This window comes from Frigoribacterium sp. CFBP 13729 (assembly GCF_014841875.1).
Taxonomy (GTDB): Bacteria; Actinomycetota; Actinomycetes; order Actinomycetales; family Microbacteriaceae; genus Frigoribacterium.
This window is the reverse complement of sequence record NZ_JACYUR010000001.1, coordinates 434,535-454,368: the sequence shown is the minus strand read 5'-3', so window position 1 is coordinate 454,368 and position 19,834 is coordinate 434,535. Positions and strand designations below refer to the sequence as shown.

The 19,834-nt window shown below is 74.0% G+C and carries 17 protein-coding genes and 4 tRNA genes; 13 read left to right on the top strand and 8 right to left on the bottom strand.

Annotated features, from left to right (window positions below):
- Positions 1-26: 26 nt before the first annotated feature.
- Entirely contained in the window at positions 27-1,043 is a 1,017-nt protein-coding gene (gene zapE, locus IFT77_RS02045) for a cell division protein ZapE (RefSeq protein WP_192169096.1), read from the top strand.
- 236 nt (positions 1,044-1,279) lie between these two features.
- Positions 1,280-2,560 (top strand): ammonium transporter, encoded by a 1,281-nt coding sequence (locus IFT77_RS02040; protein ID WP_192169095.1) that lies wholly within the window; start codon positions 1,280-1,282, stop codon positions 2,558-2,560.
- 351 nt (positions 2,561-2,911) lie between these two features.
- On the opposite strand, the gene IFT77_RS02035 is transcribed toward IFT77_RS02040, so the two are convergent.
- From IFT77_RS02035 to IFT77_RS02025, 3 genes are all read right to left on the bottom strand, one after another.
- Positions 2,912-2,983 (bottom strand) — tRNA-Val (locus IFT77_RS02035).
- Between the two features lie 63 nt (positions 2,984-3,046).
- A tRNA-Cys gene (locus tag IFT77_RS02030) sits at positions 3,047-3,120 on the bottom strand.
- A gap of 62 nt (positions 3,121-3,182) precedes the next feature.
- A tRNA-Gly gene (locus tag IFT77_RS02025) sits at positions 3,183-3,254 on the bottom strand.
- 214 nt (positions 3,255-3,468) lie between these two features.
- On the opposite strand from IFT77_RS02025, the gene IFT77_RS02020 reads away from it, so the two are divergent.
- From IFT77_RS02020 to IFT77_RS02005, 4 genes are all read left to right on the top strand, one after another.
- Positions 3,469-3,544: transfer RNA gene (locus IFT77_RS02020), tRNA-Val, on the top strand.
- Positions 3,545-4,647: 1,103 nt separating this feature from the next.
- A complete protein-coding gene (locus tag IFT77_RS02015) occupies positions 4,648-4,824 on the top strand; it encodes a hypothetical protein (protein ID WP_192041745.1) in 177 nt (58 codons plus the stop codon).
- A gap of 150 nt (positions 4,825-4,974) precedes the next feature.
- Positions 4,975-6,006: an alcohol dehydrogenase catalytic domain-containing protein gene (locus tag IFT77_RS02010; RefSeq protein WP_192169094.1), complete on the top strand. Its 1,032-nt coding sequence runs from the start codon at positions 4,975-4,977 to the stop codon at positions 6,004-6,006.
- A 135-nt stretch (positions 6,007-6,141) separates the two neighbouring features.
- Entirely contained in the window at positions 6,142-6,489 is a 348-nt protein-coding gene (locus tag IFT77_RS02005; RefSeq protein ID WP_192169093.1) for a hypothetical protein, read from the top strand.
- 49 nt (positions 6,490-6,538) lie between these two features.
- Here the strand turns inward: IFT77_RS02005 and IFT77_RS02000 are convergent, their stop codons facing one another.
- The 5 genes from IFT77_RS02000 to IFT77_RS01980 all read right to left on the bottom strand — a co-directional run bounded on the left by IFT77_RS02000 (position 6,539) and on the right by IFT77_RS01980 (position 11,958).
- Positions 6,539-7,492 carry a manganese catalase family protein gene (locus tag IFT77_RS02000; RefSeq protein ID WP_192169092.1) on the bottom strand — a complete coding sequence of 318 codons (954 nt, stop codon included), beginning with the start codon at positions 7,490-7,492 and terminating at the stop codon, positions 6,539-6,541.
- Positions 7,493-7,635: 143 nt separating this feature from the next.
- Positions 7,636-8,484: a galactosyltransferase-related protein gene (locus tag IFT77_RS01995; RefSeq protein ID WP_192041742.1), complete on the bottom strand. Its 849-nt coding sequence runs from the start codon at positions 8,482-8,484 to the stop codon at positions 7,636-7,638.
- On the bottom strand, positions 8,481-9,545 hold the full coding sequence (locus IFT77_RS01990) for a glycosyltransferase (protein ID WP_192169091.1): 1,065 nt from the start codon (positions 9,543-9,545) through the stop codon (positions 8,481-8,483). The genes IFT77_RS01995 and IFT77_RS01990 overlap by 4 nt, the downstream gene beginning before the upstream one ends.
- A complete protein-coding gene (locus tag IFT77_RS01985; protein WP_192169090.1) occupies positions 9,542-10,759 on the bottom strand; it encodes a glycosyltransferase in 1,218 nt (405 codons plus the stop codon). Before IFT77_RS01985 ends, IFT77_RS01990 begins: the two co-directional genes overlap by 4 nt.
- The gene (locus IFT77_RS01980) at positions 10,756-11,958 is read right to left on the bottom strand and encodes a glycosyltransferase (protein WP_192169089.1); all 1,203 of its coding nucleotides are present in this window, start codon (positions 11,956-11,958) and stop codon (positions 10,756-10,758) included. The genes IFT77_RS01985 and IFT77_RS01980 overlap by 4 nt, the downstream gene beginning before the upstream one ends.
- Positions 11,959-12,212: 254 nt before the next feature.
- On the opposite strand from IFT77_RS01980, the gene IFT77_RS01975 reads away from it, so the two are divergent.
- The 7 genes from IFT77_RS01975 to IFT77_RS01945 all read left to right on the top strand — a co-directional run bounded on the left by IFT77_RS01975 (position 12,213) and on the right by IFT77_RS01945 (position 19,786).
- The gene (locus IFT77_RS01975; RefSeq protein ID WP_192041738.1) at positions 12,213-13,145 is read left to right on the top strand and encodes a WcbI family polysaccharide biosynthesis putative acetyltransferase; all 933 of its coding nucleotides are present in this window, start codon (positions 12,213-12,215) and stop codon (positions 13,143-13,145) included.
- The gene (locus tag IFT77_RS01970) at positions 13,142-14,230 is read left to right on the top strand and encodes a hypothetical protein (protein WP_192169088.1); all 1,089 of its coding nucleotides are present in this window, start codon (positions 13,142-13,144) and stop codon (positions 14,228-14,230) included. Before IFT77_RS01975 ends, IFT77_RS01970 begins: the two co-directional genes overlap by 4 nt.
- Positions 14,227-15,615: a glycosyltransferase gene (locus IFT77_RS01965; protein ID WP_192169087.1), complete on the top strand. Its 1,389-nt coding sequence runs from the start codon at positions 14,227-14,229 to the stop codon at positions 15,613-15,615. Before IFT77_RS01970 ends, IFT77_RS01965 begins: the two co-directional genes overlap by 4 nt.
- Before the next feature lie 181 nt (positions 15,616-15,796).
- Entirely contained in the window at positions 15,797-16,930 is a 1,134-nt protein-coding gene (locus tag IFT77_RS01960) for an ABC transporter substrate-binding protein (RefSeq protein ID WP_192169086.1), read from the top strand.
- A 2-nt stretch (positions 16,931-16,932) separates the two neighbouring features.
- On the top strand, positions 16,933-17,850 hold the full coding sequence (locus IFT77_RS01955) for an ABC transporter permease (RefSeq protein ID WP_371740882.1): 918 nt from the start codon (positions 16,933-16,935) through the stop codon (positions 17,848-17,850).
- Positions 17,847-18,710 carry an ABC transporter permease gene (locus tag IFT77_RS01950; RefSeq protein WP_192041734.1) on the top strand — a complete coding sequence of 288 codons (864 nt, stop codon included), beginning with the start codon at positions 17,847-17,849 and terminating at the stop codon, positions 18,708-18,710. The genes IFT77_RS01955 and IFT77_RS01950 overlap by 4 nt, the downstream gene beginning before the upstream one ends.
- Positions 18,707-19,786, top strand: a complete 1,080-nt coding sequence (locus tag IFT77_RS01945) for an ATP-binding cassette domain-containing protein (RefSeq protein WP_192169085.1) — start codon at positions 18,707-18,709, stop codon at positions 19,784-19,786. The genes IFT77_RS01950 and IFT77_RS01945 overlap by 4 nt, the downstream gene beginning before the upstream one ends.
- The last annotated feature ends 48 nt before the right edge of the window (positions 19,787-19,834 follow it).

The following is a 19,834-nucleotide window of genomic DNA, read 5'->3' as shown; positions in this document are numbered from 1 at the left end:
GTCCCGACGCCTGCGAGGTCGCACCGATGTCCACCGATCCCCTCCGCACCGTCGTGTCGCTCGTCGACCGGGCCCCGACCATCACGGGCGCCGAGATCGTGGCCGAGCTCGTGCCGCCGCGTCAGTTCGCCGAGGCGTCGCTCGAGAACTACCGGCCGGACGACGCGTTCCCGTCGCAGGCGGAGGCGGTCGAGGCCGTCGCCTCCTTCTGGGCCGCGGCCGAGCGCCCGGCCCGGCGCGGGCTGTTCCGGCGTCGTCCGGAGACGCAGGAGGCGCCTCCCGGCCTGTACCTCGACGGCGGCTTCGGCGTCGGCAAGACGCACCTGCTGGCCGCGGCGTACAACCGCGCGGCAGGCCGGCGCTACTTCGGCACCTTCATCGAGTACACGGCCCTCGTCGGCGCGGTCGGCTACGCGGGGGCGGCGAAGCAGCTCGAGGGCGCGGCGCTCGTCTGCATCGACGAGTTCGAGCTGGACGATCCGGGCGACACGATGATGATGACCCGCCTGCTCGGCGACCTCGCCGACGCGGGCACCCGCATCGCGGCGACCTCGAACACGCCGCCGGGCGCCCTCGGCGAGGGGCGGTTCGCCGCGGCCGACTTCCTCCGCGAGATCCAGGGGCTCTCCGACCGGTTCCGCACCCTCCGCATCGACGGGAACGACTACCGGCGCCGCGAGGTCGAGGCGCGGGCGCACGTCGTGGACGACCTGGACGCGGCCGTCGCCGCGGTCGGGGGCACCGCCTCCCTCGACGACTTCGGGGCTGCCGTGCAGCACCTGTCGACGGTGCACCCCAGCCGCTACGTCAAGCTCATCGGCGGCCTCGACGCCGTCGGGCTGCGCGACGTCACGCCCCTCACGAGCCAGACCGACGCCCTGCGCTTCGTCGCCTTCGTCGACCGTCTCTACGACGCGCAGGTGCGCGTGCTCGCGACCGGGACGCCCCTCGACGAGGTGTTCAGCGACGAGATGCTCGCCGGCGGCTACCGCAAGAAGTACCTCCGTGCTACGTCGCGGCTCGTCGCGCTGACCTCCTCCTAGACCTCTCCGGGCAGTTCCGGGGCGTCGTCCCGGCTGCCGGGGAGCCTCGGGAAACGCGTTGTTCACACGGGGCCGGATCCTGTTACATCGCCGAAACACGGGTGCACACGGTCCGAAACGAGGCGCCGCGACACTGGGGACCGCACCGCCCGAGCCCCGTGCTCACAGCCCGCTCACCCTCGCTGACGGGTCGGGACCGGTGCACCCCTGGCTCCCGAACTCGAGAGGTACCACCCATGGATCAAGGCAACACCGCGTTCATGCTGATCTGCGCAGCACTCGTGCTGCTCATGACGCCCGGACTGGCGTTCTTCTACGGCGGCCTCGTCAAGGCCAAGAGCGTCATCAGCATGATGATGCTCAGCTTCGGCGCGATGGGCCTCATCGGCGTCCTGTGGGTGCTCTACGGCTACGCGATCGCGTTCGGCAACCCGACCTCGATCCCCGGCGGCTCCGAGAAGTTCGTCGGCATCCAGGGCTGGTTCGGCATCGACCTCGCCTCGCTCGGTCTCGACAGCGCGTTCAAGGACAGCCTCGCCCCGACCGGCGACTACCCGACGATCGCTTTCGCCGCCTTCCAGGCGACCTTCGCGATCATCACCGTCGCCCTCATCTCGGGCGCCATCGCCGACCGCGCCAAGTTCGGGGCGTGGATGATCTTCGCCGGCGTCTGGGCCACGGTCGTCTACTTCCCCGTCGCGAGCTGGGTCTTCAACTTCACCACGGACGACGACGGCAACGTGGTCGGAGGTTGGATCGCCGCCATGGGCGTCATCGACTTCGCCGGCGGCACGGCCGTCCACATCAACGCCGGTGCTGCGGCGCTCGCCCTGGCGCTCGTCCTCGGCAAGCGCGTCGGCTTCGCCAAGGGCGCCGACAAGCCGCACAACCCGCCCTTCGTGCTGCTGGGCGCCGGGCTGCTCTGGTTCGGCTGGTTCGGCTTCAACGCCGGCTCGGAGCTCGCCGCTGACGGCGTCGCGGCCCTCGCGTTCCTCAACACGATCGCCGCCCCTGCCGCCGCCGTCCTCGGCTGGCTCGTCGTCGAGAAGCTCAAGGACGGAAAGGCCACGTCGGTCGGCGCCGCCTCGGGCGCCGTCGCGGGACTCGTCGCCATCACCCCGGCCTGCGCCGCGCTGACGCCCGGCTGGGCGGTCGTGCTCGGTGTCGTCGCCGGCGCCGTCTGCGCCCTCGCCATCGACCTCAAGTTCAAGCTCGGCTTCGACGACTCGCTCGACGTCGTCGGCATCCACCTCGTCGGCGGCCTGCTCGGGACGCTCTACCTGGGCATCTTCGCGAACGAGACCGGCCTGATCTTCTCCGGGACCTTCACGCAGCTCGGCATCCAGGCGCTCTCGGCCGTGGCCGTCATGCTCTACTCGTTCGTGCTCGCCTTCGTGATCGGCTTCGTGATCGAGAAGACCATCGGCTTCCGCGTCAAGAACGAGGACGAGGTGGCCGGCATCGACCTCGCCCTGCACGGCGAGGAGGGCTACGTGCTCGAGAACGCGCGCGCCTAGCGCTCCGCCTCACCGCACCTCCTCGGACGGCCCCGGTCCTCGCGACCGGGGCCGTCCTGTACGTCCGGAGGGCGTGGCGCTGCTCCTGCTGCCCCTGCGCGCCGCTCGCGCGGTCGCCGACGGGCCGCGCGCGGGCGCGGAGGCGTCCGCACCCGCCGAACCCGCGCACACCCTCGAGCGCGCCGCAGGGTGTGCGCGGTTCTCAGGGGTGCAGGCAACCGAGGAGGCGCGGGCCGGGTACGCGGGGGAGCCGTCGGCAGCGTGGACCGGGTCGACGAAGGACAGGAGCCCGATGACGGCACGAGCCTGGGAACGACGAAGGCCCCCGATCTCTCGGGGGCCTTCTCTGTGTGAGCGATACTGGGATCGAACCAGCGACCTCTTCCGTGTCAGGGAAGCGCGCTACCGCTGCGCCAATCGCTCATGCTTGTTCAGTTGTCATCGTCTCGAGGAGACGAATCGATCATAGACCCAGAGGGTGGTCCATGGAGGTGGAGACGGGATTTGAACCCGCGTGAACGGCTTTGCAGGCCGGTGCCTCGCCTCTCGGCCACTCCACCAGATGAGATACTCCCAGAGGGAGCCACCATCGGTGGACTCCCTCTGGTGAGCTTTACACTCGAGCGGATGACGAGATTCGAACTCGCGACCCTCACCTTGGCAAGGTGATGCGCTACCACTGCGCCACATCCGCATTTCGTTTCGCATTGCTGCGATGTTTCTTTCGTTTCGCATCGCTGCGAACAAGAAGAACACTACCCAGACCCCGGACAGAAAACAAATCGAGAGATGTTCGTGTCTTGGCCGCCTCCTCGACACCTCGCCGGAGGCGCTGCCGGAGGCGCTGCCGGCCTCCTCGAATGGCGTCCGGGCCAGAAGATCCACTAGTATCGACGAGTCCCGATCAGGGGCGATTGGCGCAGTTGGTAGCGCGCTTCCTTCACACGGAAGAGGTCATCGGTTCGAGTCCGGTATCGCCCACCACGTTCTTCCCCCAGCACGACGAAGCCCCGGCCTGCCGGGGCTTTCCTCGTCCTCCGGACCACCCGGCTCTCGCGGACCAGGCAGTGACCTCCCACCGGCCTCAGTCGGCGCTGAGGCGTTCAGCCGGAGATCGCCGGCGCCTCGGTGATGGACCAAGATCGTCCCATGACCCCGCGACCTGTCGCCGTTCGCGCCGCGGCCTTCACCGTGCCCGCGCGTCGGTCCGGGCGACCCGTCCGGAGGGTCCGTCACGACGCCCTGTGGCCGGACGGCCACGTCGAGTTCGACGTCAGCCTCGTCGACACGATGTACCGAGGCGCGCCAGCGGACTACTCGTCCGTCGAGCGAGCAGTGAACGACCGCTGTCCCGAAGTCGGTGCTGGCCCTTGGATCGACGGACGGGCCACCGAGGTGGACGGCCCCGGCCTGCCTGCGGGGCGGCCTGTCGACCCGAGAGAGGGCGCACGACGGATGTTCCACCCGTCGACGGACCAGCCACGGCGACCGCACCCGACCCTCTGGCGGGCCGTGGTCGGACTCGCCCTCCTGGCAGCTGGGACGTCAGGCCTGAGCATGACCGGGACAGAGGGGTTCGTCGCATTCCTCTGGTTCCTTCCGACCGTCTCCGGCCTGGCTCTCCTCCGGAGTCTCATCGGGCGCAGCAAGCCCTGGTAGCCCCCGGCACACCTCCGTACCGACGCCCCGGCAGTCCCCACGCCGCGTGACGGCGTCGACGACCTGCCCAGCGGTCACGTCCCCTGTGTCATCCGTGCCGACGAACCGTGCGGGGTCGGGCAGCGGGTCTGGGGCGGACGGGTCGCGAGCCCTGGCCGACGAGGACACGCGCACCCTAGCTCGGGGCCATGCACCCGAGGACGCCCGTCACCGCAGCCCTGGTCCTCGTCGTGCTCGCCAGCGGGGCAGCATGCCCGTCCCCGCAGGCTCATCTCGGGGACGGCCCGTGCGTCCCTCGCATCGAGGTGAGTCCGGTGAGGGCGGTCCCTGGTGGGACCGTCACCATCTCCTCGGAGGACACCTGCGACACCGCGCCGCCGACCGACGGATGGAAGGTCGGGGCGGGTCGCGGAGGAGACGGCGACCCCTTGTCGTCAGTCACCACGACGGAGACCTTCGACGGGTCCTTCCAGGTCGAGCTGACGTTGCCCACCGAGTTCCCCCTCGGCGAGGCCTGTGCAGCGGTCACGAACTGGGACCTCGGCGACTGCGACGACACCGGGAGCTGTGCCGGCCCGAGCAGCACGTTCCAGGTCGTGGAGTAGCGAGCAACGACGAGGGAGATGCCCACGAGCTGATCCTGACCCGCTTCGCGGCGCCTCGCAGGAGAGGGCCGAGTGGCGTGGAGTGCGGGTGGCGTCGAGTGTCCGGCGCCCGTCGCGGTCGCCGTCGCCCGACGGTGCCAGGATCAGGGGATGCGCGCCGTCCTGTACGACCACTTCGGGTCCGTCCCGACCATCGTCGAGCTCCCCGAGCCCGTCCCGCCGGCCGACGGCGTCGTCGTCAGGGTCGCCGCGACCGGCGTCTGCCGCAGCGACTGGCACGCCTGGAAGGGGCACGACGACTCCGTGCACCTTCCACACGTCCCCGGTCACGAGTTCGCCGGCGTCGTCAGGGCCGTGGGCCCGGACGTCACCCGGGTCTCGGTCGGGGACCGCGTGACCGCGCCCTTCGTCTTCGCCTGCGGCACCTGCGACGAGTGCCGCGCGGGCGCAACGCAGGTGTGCACGCGTCAGGAGCAGCCCGGCTTCACCCTCGCCGGCTCGTGGGCCGAGTCCGTGGTCGTGCCGCACGCCGACGTCAACGTGATCGCCCTGCCGGACGCCGTCGGGTTCGAGGCCGCGGCCGCGCTCGGCTGCCGTTTCGGGACGGCTTACCACGCGCTGCACGACCGGGCCAGGGTCCAGCCGGGCGAACAGGTGGCCGTCTTCGGCTGCGGCGGGGTCGGCCTCTCGACGATCGCGGTGGCGGTCGCCGCCGGTGCCCGCGTCATCGCCGTCGACATCTCGCCTGCCGCACTCGAGCGGGCGGCCGCCCTCGGCGCCGAGGTCGTCCCGATGGACGAGCAGGCCGTCGACGCCGTCCGGACCCTCACCGGAGGCGGTGCGCACGTCGCGCTCGACGCCTACGGAAGCCGCGCCACCTCCACCGCCTCGGTCCGCTCCCTCCGGCCCCGGGGGAGGCACGTCCAGGTGGGGCTCCTCCTCGACGACGAGGCCGCCCCCGTCATCCCGATGGGCCGGGTCATCGCCGACGAGCTCGAGCTGTTGGGCAGCCACGGCATCTCGGTCGGCGAGCACGCCGCGATGATCGCCGACGTCGTCGCGGGTCGGCTGCGGCCGGAGGAGTCGATCGGTGTCACGATCGGCTTCGACGCCCTGCCCGGCGCCCTGGCCGCCATGGACCACCCGGCGACCACCGCCGGGATGATGGTCGCCGTCTTCTGACGACTGGGAACTGAGCGGTCTCTCGCGCGCACGCCGGGAAAGCCTCCTCAGGACCTCGCCCCGGGACCAGGGCAAGATGGACGGACAGGGCTCGTCCGCGGGGACGAGCCGACGCCGACCCAGGAGGAGACCGCGGTGCCGCGACTGACGATGGACGAGCTCACGGGGTGGATCGACGAGTTCCACACTTCCGAGCAGGTCGACGCCGCCGCACCGCAGGCCGTGGACACGTCGTGGGACGAGACGACGGTCGACACCGGGCTCGTCGTCCTGCGTCTCGAGACGTCCGGGACCGAGGTGTACCTGCGCCGCAAGATCGGCGGGTCGCCCGAGTGGACGGTCACCTTCGAGGCCCGCGAGCACGCCGCCGAGGCGACGTCCGCGCAGGTCACGGCACTGGCGGCCGAGGTGAGTGCCGTCGCCCGGCTCTGTTCGTTCCTCAGCGAGCGCACCGCCGAGCACGCCCGACTGCGGGCAGGATGACCGAGGGCCGCCTCCCGCGCTCGGCGGAGAGGCGGCCCCGGTGTTCCCGCTACTTGCCGGTCGGGCCGTAGAAGCTCTCGATGTCGGCGAGCTCCATCTCGGCGGTCTGCTGGATCAGCGCCAGCAGGTCCTTGTCGAGGCCGGGGGAGAACTCCTCGAGTCGCTCGGGCGAGATCGTCGAGGGCGCGCCCTTCGGCGCTTGTTCCGTCGACGACAGATCGGTGCCGTCGCCCGACGGCGACGTGCCCTGGAAGATCTTGCCGGCCTCCGACTTGCCGTCGAGGTCGAAGGTGTACTGCTTGCTCTGCAGGCCCAGGTCGACCAGCTCCTTGACCTCGGGGAACGCCTCCGCGTTGGTCTTCGGGATCGGCAGCAGCTTGCCCCAGTCGACGCCGAGCGTCTCGAGCGCCTTGGCGTAGGCGTTCTCGTGCGCCTGGTCGCGGACGATCAGGTACGCGACCGTCTTGCGGGCGACGGGGTTGTCCGTCATCTCGTAGATGCGGCTCTTCTGCAGCCGGCCCGTCGACTCGAGCATGAGGTTGTAGAGCAGGTCGAGCGGCAGGTTGCCCGAGTTGTAGACGTAGCTGCCCGACCAGGGGTTCCCGACCGAGTCGACCGGCAGCGCGCCCTGGGCGCCCACGAGGTAGTGGTGGATGTTGCCCGTGTCCAGGGCGATGTTCAACGGCGTGGCCCCGCCGGCGCCCGGGGTGTCGAGCGGGTCGGTCAGCTTGCCCGTGTAGTCGGGGCTGCCGTCGAGCAGCCGCGAGATGGTCGTGCCGATCAGCTCGACGTGGCTGATCTCCTCGGTGCCGATGCCCTGGATGAGGTCGCGGTACGGCTTCGCCGCCGGCCCGCGGAAATTCATGGCCTGGAAGAGGTACTGCATCATGGTGCGCATCTCGCCGAACTGCCCGCCGAGGCCCTCCTGCAGGGCGTTGGCGGCCGCGGGGTCCGGCTCGCCGTCGGCGATGTCGTTGATCCAGGTCTGTGCGTGGAAGTACATGGTTCCTCCTTGCGTCGTGGCCGGGCATCCCCCCGGGCCTGGTGTCACCTTTCTCCGTGGCCCCTGGACGGGGGCGGTCCGGGAGGGGTACGCGACACGTGACGAGGAGGAGCGGGTCGTGCGACGAGGGAGGCTGCGACGCCTCAGGCCGTGACGCGCTCCCAGCCGCCGTCCTCGGTGACGCGCACGGCGCCTCCTTCGCGGAACGCCTCGAGCCAGCCGCCCATCGGCCACTCGCCCCACCGCTCGGCGAACCGACGGCCGTTGCGGAGGATGTCGTCGAGGTGCTGCCAGGGCGGCGACGTCGTGGGGTGCCACTGGTGGTAGGCGTGCGCACCGCCGACCCAGACGAGCGGGAGGCCGAGCGACCGGGCGGTGAAGGCGAAGTCGGTGTCCTCGCCGCCGTAGCCCTCGTAGCCGGGCTCGAAGCCGCCCGTCCGCGCCCAGGTGTCGGCCGCGAGGGCGAACGAGAGCGACCAGAACAGCGGGTACTGGTCGGGCCCCGCGACGACCGTCTCGCCGGCCTCGGGCGAGGGGCGCGCCGCGTGCGGCCGCGTCGCGGCGTCGAGCGAGTCGTCGTCGAGGCCGACGTGGTCCTCGGGCAGGTACGTCACCGGCCCGCAGAGCAGCGCGTCGGGGTGTGCCGACGCCGCGGCCTCGTACCGGGCGACCAGGTCGGGGCCGGGCACGCAGTCCGCATCGAGGAACACCACGAGCGACGCGCCGAGGGCGATCGCCTGTTCGGCACCGGCGTTGCGACCGGCCGCGAGGCGCAGGCCGTCGGGCCCCGGCGGGACGTGCAGCACGTGCGCGTCCGACAGCTCGGGCAGCGCGGGCGCCGGTGCCTCGTCGAGCCAGACGACGACGTGGGGAACCGGCGGCCGGAGGCGCGCCAAGGCCTCGCGCTGCGGCAGGAGGTGGTCGAGACGGGCGGCCGAGCAGAGCGTGACCGCGACCGTCGAGACGGTCGGCGCGGGCTGGTGCCCCGTCACCGGGCCACCTCGGCGATCACCGCGGCCGCGCGGGCGGCGGCGCCGTCGACCTGCCACAGCGACCAGTCGGGAGCGAGCGCGCGCGCCCGGTCGAGCAGCTCGGGCCACGCCTCGGGCGCGGGCCAGCCGTGGTCGGCACGGCCGCGATCGGGCACGACGGCGAGCCCGCGGGCGGCGAGGAGACGCGCGGTCGTCCGCTGCTCGTCGAAGGGACGGTCCTGGGGGACGACCACGGCGCGGGTGCCGGCGGCCGCGAGGTCGGCGACGCTGTTCTGGCCCGCGGCCGAGACGACGACCTCGGCCCCGCGGAGGAGCGGCCACGGGTCGTCGACCCAGCTGTCGGCCGAGCCGCCGAGCACGGACCAGCGCCAGGCGGGCGTGGCCCTCGAGGCCTCCGCGACGCGCTGCGCGAGCCCCTCGCGGCCCTCGGAGCCGCCGCCGGCCAGGACCAGGACGGTGCCGGGTGCAGGCGAGCCGGGGCCGTCGACCCGGCCGTCGTGCCGCGAGATCCCGCCGACGAGACGGACCCTGTCCCGGACGCGGTCGAGCGCCGGCGAGACGTGCAGTCCCTCGGCCCAGGGCGCCAGGACGCGGTCCGCCGCGTCCCAGCCGAGGGCGTGCGGGGCGTCCGAGCGGTCGCCGGGCTGGGCGACGACGACGGGCGGCACCCCGAGCAGGCGGACGAGCAGCGTGACCTCGACGGAGACGTCGACGACGAACGCCCGGGGCCGGGCGTGCGCGATCCAGGTCGCGACGGCGGCGAGGCGGCCGGCGTGGCCGTCGTGGTGCAGCGGCGCCCAGTGCAGCAGCCCGCGCACCGTCGGGTCGGTGCCGGACTCGGGGTCGCCGGGGGGCCGGGTCGTGCCGTCCGGGGCGACCACGTCGTGGTCGTCCCGGGGGAGCTGCAGCCAGGTCGTGCCCTCGGGCAGGACGGCCGGCGCGGCGAGGGAGCTGAAGACGACGACGTCGGCGTCGAGGTGCGGCCGCACCGCCAGCAGCCGCGTCAGGTGGCCGGCACCGTGGTGGTGGACGTACCAGCCGACGAGGGGACGCGCGGTCACGCGACGGCCTCGGGGGCGAGCAGGGCCCTGGCCCTCCCGGCACCGGTGAGGTGACCGGCGACGAGGGCCTCGTGCACCTCCTCGACCACCTCGGCACGGCGGTGCAACGAGAAGCGGGCGAGCGCGTCGGCCCGCACCCTCCGGCGGAAGCCCGGAGTCGTCGACGCCTCGGCCGCGAGCCCGGCCGCCAGGTGCGCGAGGCCTGCCACGTCGTCCCGCGCGACGAGGCCGGCCCCGATGCTCGAGCCGACGACCTCGGGGACGCCGCCGGTCGCGAAGGAGGCGACGGGCGTGCCGGTCGACAGCGCCTCCGCGATGACGAGCCCGAACGGCTCCTCCCAGCAGGGCGTGACGAGGGCGCAGGCGGACCGGCCGACGAGCTCGGCGAGCTCGGGCTGCCGCAGCGGCCCCACGTGCTCGGCGTCCGCCCCCAGCAGGGGCACGACCATGGACTCGTGGTAGTCGACGTCGCCGACGCGCCCGGCGAGGACGATGCGTCGACCGGCGAGGCGAGCGGCCTCGATCGCGAGGTGCGGACCCTTCTCGGGCACGATCCGTCCGGTCCAGACCAGGTCGTCGCCGCCGGGGCCGAGGGGCCAGAGGTCCGTGTCCACCGCGTTCGGCAGCACGCGCGCCTCGACCCCCTCGGCCCGCCAGACGGCCGCGGTGTGCTCGCTCACGGCGAGGAACGCGCTGCGCGGCTCGACGCCGGCCCGGTGGTGCTCGAGGAGGTCGGGCAAGGTCGGGGTGTGCAGGGTCGAGACGACGGGCACGCCGAGCTCGCCGGCCCGCGAGAGCACGTGGCCGCTCAGGGAGTGGTTCTCGACGACGTCGATCTCGTCGGAGTGGTCGCGGATCCAGTCCAGGGCGCGGTGCAGGGCAGGCACGGCCACGTCGAGGTAGCCGTCGGGATAGGTCGAGTCGGTGGCGTCGGCCGGGTCGTCCCAGTGGACGGCGGGGAGCGAGAACTCGGCAGGCCCGCCGCGCAGGTGGTCGCTGCCCTCGACCGCGCAGAGCAGCACCTGGTGCCCCCGGGAGCGGAGGACGCGCACCTGGTGCCACACGCTCGACTCCAGGCCGCCCGCGTGGGGCTCGGCGATCGGGTAGCGCAGGGGGGCCACGACGACGATGCGCCGCGGACGCGCGGCCGTGCGCGCCGGCTCGACGAGCACGGCCCCCGAGGAGGCGGTGCCCGTCCCGGACAGGGCCGTCACGAGACCAGCTCCGAGGGTCGGGCGGACGAGGTGGGCTCGGTGGCGCCGGACGCACGACGGGCCGCCGCCGTGACGACGGCGCGCTCGTAGGCGGCGAGGTGCGCCTGCGCGATCGCGTCGCGCTGGGCCCGTCGCTGCTCCCGGCGCTCCGCCACGAGGGCCCGTCGGGTCGCCGAGCCGGGCCGGGCCGGCGCGTCTCCGCGCGGCCGCACGAGCGACGAGACGGCGGCCGCCAGCTGACCGGCGTCGCCGGCGTCGAAGGACGCGGTGTCCCCGGCGGCGGGGTGCTGGTCGGCGACGTGCCCGACCCGGGGCGCCGCGACGGGCACGCCCAGGTCCCAGCTCAGCTCGACCCAGCCGGAGTGGGTGCCGTGCGAGTACGGCAGCACGACGACGTCGAGGTCGGCCAGCGACTCCGCGAGCTCGTCGTCGTCCAGCCGCGGGTGGACCGCGAGCGAGACGTCGAGGTGACCGGGCGCGTCGGCGACCAGGGCCCGCACCTCCGCGAGCGCCGCGGCGTCGCGGACGCGCTCGTTGACGTCGACCCGCACGGCGACGGGCCGACCGGCCTCGGCCAGCAGCCCGGCGGCCGCGATCAGGGTGGCCACGGAGCCCGGTCCGTCGACGTTGGGTCGCAGGTCGCGCAGGCTGACGCCGACGACGACGTCGTCGTGCGCGGTCCCGGTCGGCGCGACCGAGTCGAGGGGAAGGAGGTGCGGGTGCGGCACCACGACGGGCCGGCGTCCGAAGGTGCGCTCGACCTCCTCGGCGGCACCCTCCGTCAGCGTGAGCAGCTCGTCGGCCTCGGCGACGAGCAGGCCCAGGTGGGCGAGGTGCGGCTCCTGGTCGACCAGCTGCGGGTTGACGAGGTCGTGCACGGTGTGGACGATCGGCAGCCGTGCGGCACGGGCGGCGTCGACGACGCGGCGGAGGTGCGCGAGGTCGTACGACTCCGTGCCGAAGTGCACGTGCAGCACGTCGACCTCGGCGGCGTGCTCGGCGATCCAGCCGGCGTCGAGCACGACGGGCGGCCACCAGCGCGCGGGCTCCGAGGGGTCGGGCAGCGGGTCGGCGAGACGGACCACGGCCCGGGCCACGGCGGAGTCGTCCACCGGCTGGAGGTGGCGCACGTAAGGGTGGCCGGCGGGCACGGACGCGACGCGCAGGGCGTCGCGGGCGGGCGGCGGGGTGTCGATCATCGGGCCTCCTCGGCTCAGGCGGGGCACGACGGTCGGGGGAGACCGTCGGGAGGTGAGCCGGGGCGACTCGGGGACCCTGGGGAGACCGGGGGCCCGGTTCGCGTCGAGGGAGGGGGCCGATGGGAGCGGCCTCCCTGCACCATAGACCGTGGGGGCCCCCCGTGCCCGCTCGCGGATGCTGGCCCTGACGGCCCCGCATCCAGCACGATGGGATCGTCGCGTCCGCCTCTCGAGGGACGCCACGGAGAGGCACCATGACCCAGCACACCCCGGCCATCGACGGCCGCACCCGGCACTACGGGCATTTCTACGGTCTCGGCGAGCCCGAGGGCGACGGTCCCGTCGCCGTCGTGATCGGCAACTGCCAGGCCGAGTCGCTTCGGGTCGCACTCGACGGGGGCGGCCTCCGCACCGTCCGGACACCTGCTGTTCACGAGCTCGTCACCGCGGACCTGCCGCACCTGGACCGCTGGCTGGCCCGCGCCTCCGTGCTGGTCTCCCAGCCGGTGCGCGACGACTACCACGACCTGCCGCTCGGCACGCGGCAGCTGACGGCCCGTCTCGGCGCCGGGGCACGCGTCGTCGCCGTGCCCGTCGTCCGCTTCGCGGGCCTCTACCCGACGTCGGCGATCGTCCGGCCGCCGCACGACCCGTCGCTGGTGCCGCCGCTGGTCGACTACCACGACCTCGTCGTGCTGGCCGAGGCGGCCGCCCGGCGCGACGGCACGACGCCCCCGGTCCCGCGGATGGACGCCGAGGCGGTCCGGTCGGTCGCCGCGCTCTCGCTGCACGAGCTCCGGAAGCGCGAGCAGGCGCACGACGCGGTGGTCGCGTCCGACCTGTTCGACGAGCCGTCGTTCGCCCAGATGCGCACCCTCAACCACCCGGGCAACCCCGTGTGGACGGCGCTCGCGTCCCGCGTGCGGGATCGCCTGGGGCTGCCCGAGCACGTCGTCGACCCGGGGCGGCAGCTGCTCGACAGCGTCCACGCGCCCCGGCTGCAGGCGGTCGTCGACGCCTTCGGGCTCGACGACGAGGCCACCGACCACTGGATCGTCGAGGGCACCCGTGTGCCCCGCGAGGAGGTCCGGGAGGCGCACCTCCGGTGGTACGAGCGCGAGCCGCAGGTCGTCGACGCCGGCCTCGCCCGCCACGCCGACTCCCTGGCGCTGCTGGGGCTCGCGTGAGCGCCGGGCTCCCGGACGCACCGGACGTCTCTCCTGTGCCCGCCCTCGTCGTCACCGACGACCCGCAGCACGGCGTGACGGTCCTCGCCCGGCGCGTCGCCGACGCGGTCGCCCACCGCACGGGCCGGGAACTCGTGGTGTCGCCGGACGACCTGACCAGGCCCAGGCCGCCCGCCTCGGCCCACCTGCACTTCACCGACCGGCTGTGGGCGTCGTCGCCCGAGGCGGCCGCGGACCGCCTCGTCGACCTCGCCGGCCGGGTCGCGCTGACGGTCACCCTGCACGACCTGCCCCAGCCGTCCGACGGCGAGCGCAACCTCGTCCGGCGCGGCGACTGCTACCGGCGGGTGGTCGAGGCCGCGGCGGGCACGGTCGTCAACAGCGAACACGAGGCGCTGCTGCTCGCCGAGCACACGACCGACGGGGTGCGACCCGGCGTCGTCCCGCTCCCCGTCGACCTCGCCCCGCCGCTGACCGGACGGCCCGCGCCCGACGGCACCGCGGCCGTCATCGGCTTCGTCTACCCCGGCAAGGGCCACGCGGAGCTCGTCGACGCCGTCGCCCGGCTGCGGGCCCGCGGGGACGACGCGGCAGGGTCGCTGCGCGTCACCGCGCTCGGCCGTGCCAGCGCGGGGCACGAGGCCGAGACCGACCAGCTCGTGTCGGACGCCGCCTCCCTCGGGGTCGTCCTCGACGTGACCGGGTACCTCGACGACGCGGTGCTCCTCGACCGCTGCCGCCGCGCCTCCGTGCCGGTCGCCGTGCACCGGCACGTCTCGGCGTCGGGCTCGATCGCGACCTGGATCGGCGCCGGGCGACGCCCGATCGTGCCCGACACGCGGTACTCCCGCGAGATGGCGGCGCTCCGGCCTGGCACCCTCACCCTGATCGACGACGACCCCGACGCCCTCGCCGAGGCCGTCGCGCGGGCCGTCGCCGACCCGGGGTCCACCTGGCTGGCTCCCCACGCCCGGACAGCGCCCGACATCGACGACGTCGCGGCGGCGTACCTCGCGTGGTGGTCCGGACGCGAGCGGCCCGGCCGCGACCAGGCCGGCCGCGAGCGCAGGGGAGCGACGTCGTGACCGACGAGCGACGAGACGAGGAGGCGCCCGCGAGGCCCCCTAGGCAGCCCAGGGGAGTCCCGGGCAACCGCTGGGACCTGCTCGACGGCCTCGTGCCCGACCCGCTGCCGACCGTCTCCGTGGTCGTCGCCCACTACCGCCAGCAGGCCGAGCTGGACCGGACCCTCGCCGCCCTCGCGCGGCAGGACCACCCGGCGGAGCTGCTCGAGGTCGTCGTGGTCGACGACGGCTCGCCCGAGACGCCCCGGGTGCCGGCCGGCGTGCGGCTGGTCGTCCAGGCCGACGAGGGCTTCCGCCTCTCGGCCGCCCGCAACCTCGGGGTGCGCTCGTCGACGGGCGAGGTGATCTGCTTCCTCGACGCCGACACGGCGCCCGAGCCCGGCTGGGTGACGGCCATGTCGAGGCTGCCCGCCCTCGCGTCGGAGGCCGTCGTCGTCGGCACGCGCCGGCACGCCGACTTCACCGGCGTCGCCGTCGACGCCCCGGTCGAGCAGGAGGGGCCACGGCACGAGCTGCCCGCACCGCGCTGGCTCGACGAGGCCTACCGCGGCAGCCGCGACCTGCTCGATGCCGACGACCGCTCGTACCGACACGTCATCGGAGCCGTGCTCGCGTGCTCCCGGTCGTTCCTCGAGACGGTCGGCGGCTTCGACGAGGACTTCACGACCTACGGCGGCGAGGACTGGGAGTGGGCCTGGCGTGCCTGGCGCGGGGGCGCGCTCCTCGCCCACGAGCCCGCCGCCGTCGCCTGGCACGACGGCCCGGACTGGGCCGGCCGCGACTCGGTCGACCGCCAGCGGCAGAAGAACGGCGAGACGCTCGTGCTCAGCGGGCTCGTCCCCGTCGAGGGGTCGCGGCCGCGGGGACTGCGCGGGGCGACCCCCGACGTGCTGGTGCGGCTCGCCGCGGCGCCCTCGGCGGGCACCGCCTGGCTCTGCGTCGACACCGTCCTGGCCGCGCTGCCCGGCTCCGTCGTCGTGGTGCCCGACGAGCACGTGTCCGTCTTCGCCGCCGACGCCCGGGTCGTGGGCGCCTCGGACGAGGCCGCCGCCCGGGCGACGCGCACGGCGCGGGTGACCGTCGACCTGCCTGCCCCGGTGCGCGTCCGCGACGCCGTCCCCCTGCTCGAGGCGGTCTCGTCGGTCGGCGTCGGGGCCCTCGGCACCGTCGAGGTCACGGAGGGGGCGACCAGCGACGGTCAGGACGGCGCACCGGGCGAAGGAGGCGGCGGTCCGGTCCTGCGCGTCCGCTCGAGCCGGGCCGAGGCCCGCGCCCTCCTGCACGGCACCGAGGAGCTCTTCGAGACCCGCCGCCTCGCCGCGACCTGGTGCGAGCGCGTCGAGGGCGAGCCGTCGCTCGCGGCCTACCTGGGCGGCTGGGGCTGACCCGGGGCGGGCAGGCCCGGCGGCCGCAGGCCCGCGCGCCATCGACCGTTCACCCGCGCTCCACCCGGTGCCCCCCGGACCGACGCCGGGCCTCCCTACCGTGCACGCAGGCCGACCGACGCCCCTCCGCGAGCTGATCCCCAGAACGCGACCGGCGGCCGAGCACCAGGAGGACCCACCCGTGATCGACAAGCGACACCTCGCCGCCGCCGCCGCCCTCGGCGCCCTCGCCCTCGGCCTGACCGGCTGCTCGGCCTCCGCCGACGCGTCCGACGCGGCAGGCGCCTCCGACACCGACGCCGCCACCGCGACCAGCGCCGCCGACCTGGGCGGGATGGACGCCCTCGTCGCCGCCGCCGAGGCGGAGGGCGAGCTCAACGTCATCGCCCTGCCCGACACCTGGGCCAACTACGGGAAGATCATCGACGCCTTCGAGGCCGAGTACGACATCACCGTCAACTCGGACAGCCCCGACGTGTCGAGCGCCGAGGAGATCACCGCGGCTCAGAACCTGGCGGGGCAGGACGGCGCCCCCGACGTCTTCGACCTCGGCTCGGCCGTCGCGCTGGCGAACACCGACCAGTTCGCGCCCTACAAGGTCACCACGTGGGACGACATCGCCGACGACCACAAGGACGTCGACGGCACCTGGGTCTACGACTACACGGGCCTGATGTCGGTCGGCTACGACGCGGACGCCGTCCCCGAGCCCACCAGCCTCGACGACCTGCTCGGCGACGACTACAAGGGCAAGATCGCGATCAACGGCGACCCGACCCAGGCGGGCGCGGCCGCGGCCGCCGTCGAGTGGGCCGCCCTGCAGGACGGCGGCAGCGCGGACGACGTGCAGCCGGGCGTCGACTTCTTCGGCCAGCTGGCCGACGCCGGCAACTTCCTGCCGACCGACCCGACCCCGGCGACGATCGCCTCGGGGGAGACGCCCGTCGTCTTCGACTGGAGCTACAACAACCTCGCCGCCGCGGCCGACGCGGGCGGCCGCGACTGGAAGACTGCCGTCCTGCCCGGCACGGCCCTCGCCAGCTACTACAACCAGGCGATCAACGTGGACGCGCCGCACCCGGCCGCCGCGCGCCTGTGGCAGGAGTTCATCATGGGCGACACGGCGCAGAACCTGTACCTCGCTGCCGGCGCCTACCCCGTCCGCCTGGCCGCGATGGTCGAGGCCGGCACCGTCGACCAGGACGCCCTGGACGCCGTCGGCGAGCAGCCCGAGGACACCGTGCAGCTGACGAGCGAGCAGACCGAGGCCGCCTCGGCCCTGCTCGCGCAGTCGTGGGCCGCGGCGATCGGCTGATCGTGACCACCCTGGCGGAGACCGTCCCCCAGGCCTCCGTCACCCCGGACGGCGTCGCGCCCACGAGGGTCCGGCGCCGTCCGGCGGCGTGGTGGGGGCTCACGCCGTTCGTGCTGTACGTGCTGGCGTTCCTCGTGCTGCCGTGCCTGCTCGCGCTCGGCACCGGCCTCGTCGACGGTGACGGCCGGCCCACGCTGTCGACCCTGACGGCGCTCGGCGACCCCGTCGTGCTGCGCACCTTCGCCAGCTCGTTCCTCGTCTCGGGCATCACCGCCGTCGGGGGAGCGGTCGTCGGCGCCGTCGTCTGCTGGGGCCTCACCGCCCTCCGCCCCGACGGGCTCGTCCGCAGCCTCGTCGACGGCGCCGCCAGCGTGCTCGCCCAGTTCGGCGGCGTGATGCTCGCCTTCGCCTTCACCGCCACGATCGGCATCCAGGGCGTCGTGACGCAGCTGCTGCTGACCCGGGCGGGCGTCGACATTTTCGCCGGCGGGGCGTGGATCTACGAGGTCCCCGGTCTCCTCCTGCCCTACCTGTACTTCCAGGTGCCGCTGATGGTCATCACCTTCATGCCCGCGGTGACCGGCCTCAAGCCCCAGTGGCAGGAGGCGGTCGCCACCCTGGGCGGGACGCCCCGCCAGCACCTGGTGCGCGTCGTCGTCCCGGTGCTGGCGCCCGCCTTCACCGGCAGCCTGCTCCTCCTCTTCGCCAACGCGTTCTCGTCCTACGCGACCGCGGCGGCCCTGATCAGCCAGGGCTCGCAGATCGTGCCGCTCCAGATCCGCGCCGCCCTCGTCAGCGAGACGGTGCTCGGCCGGGAGAACGTCGCGGGCGTGCTCGCCCTCGGGATGGTGCTCGTGATGGTCGTGCTCATGGTCGGCTACTCCCTGCTGCAGCGCCGCACCGACCGGTGGACGCGATGAGCGCGGCCGGCCGCGGCACGACCCGCGGCAGCGGCCCCGGCGCCGCGTCGCCCGCCGCCCGCCGCGCCGCCCTCGTCGTCATCGGCCTCGTCTTCGCCGTGCCGATCGCCGCCATGATCGCCTTCTCGCTGCGGAGCGCCGACGGCACCGGCCACGACCTCGGCCACTGGCTCGCCCTGGCCGACCCGGAGAACGGCCGTGCCTACCGCAACCTCGTCGAGGGCGTCACGAACAGCCTCGTGCTCGCGGTCGTCACCGCGGTGCTCGTCCTCGTGATGCTGGTGCCCGCGATGGTGCTCGTCCACCTGCGGTACCCGCGCCTGTCGCGCGTGCTCGAGTTCGTCTGCCTCGTGCCGATCACGGTGCCGGCGATCGTGCTCGTCGTCGGGCTCGCGCCTGTCTACTCGGTCGTGGCGCGCCTCCTCGGCTCGGGGGCCTGGACGCTCGCCCTCGCCTACGGGGTCACCGTGCTGCCTTACGCCTACCGGGCCGTGCAGTCAGACCTCGCGGCGACCGACCTGCGGACCCTGACCGAGGCGTCGCGGACCCTCGGCTCGAGCTGGCTCTCGACCCTGGTGCTGGTCGTCGTGCCGAGCCTCCGTCGCGGGCTGCTCGCCGCCGCCTTCATCACAGTCGCCGTCGTGCTCGGCGAGTACACGATCTCGTCGCTGCTGAACCGCGTCACCCTGCAGACCTCGCTCGTCCAGATCAGCCGCAGCGACCCGTTCGCCGCCGTGATCGTCGCCCTGCTCGCACTCGCCTTCGCGTTCGTGCTGCTCGTCGTGATGGGCCGGGTCGGCTCCGTCGGCACGGCGCGTCCCGCCGCCCCCTCCTCCACCTCCCGGAAGGCCCTCTCGTGACCGCCACCCTGCCCGACCGGCCCGCCGCCGCCTCCTCGACGACCGGTGCCGCCGGCGCGACCGTCGCCTTCCGGTCCGTGGTCAAGGAGTACGCCGGCCACCGCGCCCTGACGGGCCTCGACCTCGACCTGGGTGCCGGCGAGCTGGTCGCCCTGCTCGGGCCGTCGGGCTGCGGCAAGACCACCGCCCTCCGCAGCCTCGCCGGGCTGGAGGCCGTGACGAGCGGGACCGTCTCGATCGACGGCCGTGACGTCGTCGGCGTCCCGACGCACCGGCGCGACGTCGGGATGGTGTTCCAGGCGTACTCGCTGTTCCCGCACCTCACGGTCCAGCAGAACGTCGAGTTCGGCCTGCGGATGCGACGCGTGGCCCGGGCCGAGCGGGCACGGCGCGCTGTCGAGATGCTCGACCTGGTCGGGCTCGGCGACCTCGGCTCCCGGTACGCGCACCAGCTGTCGGGCGGCCAGCAGCAGCGTGTCGCCCTCGCCCGCGCCCTCGTCACCCGGCCGCGCGTCCTGCTGCTCGACGAGCCGCTCAGCGCCCTCGACGCGAAGGTGCGCGTCCAGCTCCGCGACGAGATCCGACGCATCCAGCGCGAGCTGTCGATCACGACGCTGTTCGTCACCCACGACCAGGAGGAGGCGCTGGCGGTCGCCGACCGCGTGGCGGTCATGCACGCCGGCGGCATCGAGCAGATCGGTGCCCCCGAGGAGCTCTACGCGACGCCGGCGACGCAGTTCGTCGCGGAGTTCGTCGGGACGAGCAACCGGCTGCGCTCCGAGGTCGTCTCGGGTCGGGTCCGCCTGCCCGGGGGAGAGGTGCCGGCCGTGGGGGTCTGCGCCGACGGCCCGGTCTGGGCCTACGTGCGGCCGGAGGACGTGGTGTTCGCCGACCGGGGCCTCGCCGGCACGGTCGAGCAGGTGTCGTTCCGCGGGGCCACCGTGCGGACCGTCGTGCGGACGGCGGGCGACGTGCTCATCACCCTCGACCACCGGGCCGACCGGCGGCGCGCCGTCGGGGACACCGTCTGCCTGGCCATCACGGCGCGGGCCGTCGCGGTCGCCGCGATCGACTGACGCTGCGGCCGGTGCTGCGGCTGCGGCTGCGGCGGGCACGTCCGAGGG